Source organism: Mitsuaria sp. TWR114, from assembly GCF_007997345.1.
This window is the reverse complement of sequence record NZ_VOSR01000427.1, coordinates 1-3,976: the sequence shown is the minus strand read 5'-3', so window position 1 is coordinate 3,976 and position 3,976 is coordinate 1. Positions and strand designations below refer to the sequence as shown.

The 3,976-nt window shown below is 68.3% G+C and carries 3 protein-coding genes; all 3 read left to right on the top strand.

Annotated features, from left to right (window positions below; translation table 11 throughout):
* On the top strand, window positions 1–601 hold a 601-nt coding region (locus FUT87_RS28900), incomplete at its 5' end, for a hypothetical protein (protein ID WP_186830564.1).
* Window positions 602–818: 217 nt separating this feature from the next.
* Entirely contained in the window at window positions 819–1,817 is a 999-nt protein-coding gene (gene gap, locus FUT87_RS15720; RefSeq protein WP_091730889.1) for a type I glyceraldehyde-3-phosphate dehydrogenase, read from the top strand.
* 236 nt (window positions 1,818–2,053) lie between these two features.
* Entirely contained in the window at window positions 2,054–3,844 is a 1,791-nt protein-coding gene (locus FUT87_RS15715; RefSeq protein ID WP_147241619.1) for a S8 family peptidase, read from the top strand.
* The last annotated feature ends 132 nt before the right edge of the window (window positions 3,845–3,976 follow it).

Genomic DNA, 3,976 nt, shown 5'->3' with positions numbered 1-3,976 from the left:
CCTGCGCACGCCGGACGACCAGCTGCAGGTCAATGCCTCGCGCTTCGACCAGAAGACCGTCGGCAACGTGATGGTCCGCATGACCTTCACCGCCCCGGACCAGCCGCCCGAGGTCCAGGCCCTGTACGCCTCCACCAGCGGCAACACGCAGGACGCGATCCTCGACCGCGCCCGCAGCTACCGCCTGCCCTGCCTCTCGGCCGAGGACCGGCCGATGAGCTTCGTCCAGCACTTCATCTACCGCAAGCACGACGCCGGCCGCGCCAGCTTCAAGGACGAGGTCACGCTGGGCGAGTTCCTGTCCAACATCAAGGGCATCCGGCAGCAACAGGCCGAGTTCGACTTCAACACGATGAACTGCCCGTTCACCGTCGCCTGGACGCTGGGCAAGCCGGCGCTGGCCAACCGCGTCGGCGAGATCGGTACCGAGCGCGACCCCAACCGCGCCGAGTTCCTGGCCTGGCTGGGGGGCCTGGAGATGGACCTGACGCCGGATCGCTTCGAGCACCTGCTGGGCCGCATGGTCAAGATCAAGGTCGCCTGCGGCACGCTGCGCCTGCAGCCGGCCACGACAGCCGCGGCCGCGCCCCTGGCGCCTTGATGTAACCGCGCGGCTCCGCGCGGTGAAACCCGGTAACCCGTTCGAAACGAGTGGGCGCGCCGATCTGTTCAAATCGTGCGTTTCCGGCGCCCGCGCCCGGCCCTCGTGCCGGGCCTCGCGGATGCACCGACCGAACACCTCCGCGGCACGACGTCCACTGGCTGGGCGACGCGCCCATGACGTCATCGATTCATTTCACTCGCAGGAGACTTTCCTCATGACCATCAAGATCGGTATCAACGGCTTCGGTCGCATCGGCCGCATGGTGTTCCGCGCCGCCGTGGCGAACTTCAAGGACATCCAGATCGTCGGCATCAACGACCTGCTGGAGCCGGACTACCTGGCCTACATGCTGAAGTACGACAGCGTTCACGGCCGCTTCGACGGCGATGTGGCGGTCGACGGCAACACCCTGATCGTCAATGGCCAGCGCATCCGCCTGACCCAGGTCAAGGATCCCGCCGAGCTGAAGTGGAACGAGGTCGGCGCCGACATCGTCGTCGAGGCCACCGGCCTGTTCCTGACCAAGGAAACCGGCGAGAAGCACCTGGCCGCCGGTGCCAAGAAGGTCATCATGTCGGCCCCGTCCAAGGACGACACGCCGATGTTCGTCTACGGCGTCAACCACACGACCTACGCCGGCCAGGCCATCATCTCCAACGCCAGCTGCACCACCAACTGCCTGGCCCCGCTGGCCAAGGTGCTGAACGACAAGTGGGGCATCAAGCGCGGTCTGATGACCACCGTGCACGCCACCACCGCCACGCAGAAGACCGTCGACGGCCCGTCCAACAAGGACTGGCGCGGCGGCCGCGGCATCCTCGAGAACATCATCCCCAGCTCCACCGGCGCCGCCAAGGCCGTGGGCGTGGTGATCCCCGAGCTCAACAAGAAGCTGACCGGCATGTCCTTCCGCGTGCCGACCTCCGACGTCTCGGTCGTCGACCTGACCGTCGAGCTCAACAACGAGGCCTCCTACAAGGAGATCTGCGCCGAGATGAAGGCCCAGAGCGAAGGCGCCCTGAAGGGCGTGCTGGGCTACACCGAGGACAAGGTGGTCGCCACCGACTTCCGCGGCGACCCGCGCACCTCGATCTTCGACGCCGAGGCTGGCATCGCCCTGGACGGCACCTTCGTCAAGCTGGTGTCCTGGTACGACAACGAGTGGGGCTACTCGAACAAGGTGCTGGAGATGGTCAAGGTCGTCGCCAAGTAAGCGATCCTGGAACCCGTTCCCCCAAAGCCTCGAAGCCCCGCCCCGGCGGGGCTTTTCTTTTGCGCAACGTCGTTCGCATCCCCGACACGAACCGTCACAAGCACCCTCGGCGCTGGCGCGATCTGGCGTGAGAAATCCCCCATCGGTAATGCTCTGCTGCGAATGTGTCAGGGGATTAGTGATTTGTCGGTGATGGCCACCCTAAACTGGTTAGCCCAGTTTTGTGGAGCCGTCGCATGTCCGTGCTGTCTTTGCCGAAGCGCCTGGCCGCTGCCGTGGCCGTGTTCGGGTTGTTTGGAGCTGGCGGCGCCAGCGCGGTGACCGGGACGGCGGTCCGCCCCGACCAGCAGCCCGATTTCGCCCGGGTGATCGTGCGCTTCAAGGCTCAGGCCGATGCGGTGAAGGCGCGCCCGCTGGCGACGCGGGTGACGGCCTCCGAGGCCCGCGACATCGCCCAGGTCCGCGGCACGACGCTGGGGCTGCGCCATGCCGCGTCCCTGCATGCCCGCATCAGCCTGGACAGCCGCACCCACGTCTACACCGCCAGCGGCATGAGCTCGGCCGAGCTGGCGCGCCGACTGGCCCAGGACACCGAGGTCGAATCGGTCGAGGTCGACCGCTGGTGGCGGCATTTCTCGGTGCCCAACGATCCGCTGTACGCCACCGCCGCTTCGGCGGGCGTCACCGCCGGCCAGTGGTACCTGAAGGCGCCGGACGCGACGGTGGTCTCGTCGATCAACGCGCCGGCGGCCTGGGACCGGGCGACCGGCACCGGCGTCGTCGTCGCGGTGCTGGACACCGGCGTGCGCTTCGATCATCCCGACCTGAGCGGCCAGTTCGTCGGCGGCTATGACCTGGTGGGCTACAACCAGGGCGGCACGGCGACCTCCACCCAGATCGCCGCCGCCAACGACGGCAACGGCGCCGACAGCGATGCGAGCGATCCCGGCGACTGGGTCAGCCAGGCCGACATCGACTCGGGCGCGCTGGGCAGCACCTGCACGTCCGACGACATCGGCAACAGTTCCTGGCACGGCACGCGGGTATCGGGCCTGATCGCGGCGCTCACCAACAACGGCCAGGGCATGGCCGGCCTGGCCTACAACGCGAAGATCCTGCCGGTGCGGGTGCTGGGCAAGTGCGGCGGCTGGGCCTCCGACATCGCCGCGGGCATGCGGTGGGCGGCCGGCGTGGACGTGCCGGGCCTGCCGACGAATCCCAACAAGGCCAAGGTGATCAACCTGAGCCTGGGCGGCGACGGCAGCTGTGGCTCGACCTACCAGGACGCGATCAACGCCGCCTACAACGCGGGCGCGACGGTCGTGGTGGCGGCGGGCAACGGCGTCGAGAACGACGACCCGACCAAGGAAGGCGGCATCGCCGTCGGCACGCCGGCCAACTGCAACAACGTCATCGCGGTGGCCGGCCTGCGGCATGTGGGCACCAAGGTCGGGTTCTCCAACCTCGGCCCGCAGGTGACGATCAGCGCGCCTGGCGGCAACTGCGTCAATACCACCGCCGGCAGCACCTGCCTGTATCCCATCCTGTCGACCAGCAACGCCGGCACGACGACGCCGGTGGCGGGCAGCGGCGCGTTCAACTACAGCGGCACGGGCACCAGCTTCTCGACGCCGCTGGTCAGCGCGACCATCGCGCTGATGCTGTCGAGCAATCCGGCGCTGACGCCGGCGCAGATCAAGGCGGCGCTGCAGAGCTCGGCCCGCGCGTTCCCGACGGCAAGCGGCGTCGCGCAATGTGTGGCCGGCAACAGCGCGCAGCCGCAGCTCGAGTGCAACTGCACGACCAGCACCTGCGGCGCCGGCATGCTGGACGCGAATGCCGCGGTCGCCGCGGTTGCGCCGACGACCAATACGCCGACGACGCCCACGACGCCGACCGAGCCCACATCGGGTGGAAGTGGTGGCGGCGGTGGCGCGATGAGCGCCTTCTGGCTGGCCGCGCTGGTGCTGGCGATCGTGGCGCTGCGCTGGCCGAGGGCTGGCGCCAAGGGGAGCTCAGGGCGCTAAAAGTCCTAAGGTGTCCCAAAGGGCCTGAAGGCCTGAGGGCCCTAAAGACCTGAGGACCTCGTCGCGAAGCCCTCTGCCGCAAAGCCTCGGACCTGACCAACGCGGCGGACGATTGACTCCCTCTCCCGCAAG

Excerpts from the sequence above, each read along its gene's own strand:
- gap (WP_091730889.1), top strand. The coding sequence starts at position 819 with ATGACCATCAAGATCGGTATCAACGGCTTCGGTCGCATCGGCCGCATG.
- FUT87_RS15715 (WP_147241619.1), top strand. The coding sequence starts at position 2,054 with ATGTCCGTGCTGTCTTTGCCGAAGCGCCTGGCCGCTGCCGTGGCCGTG.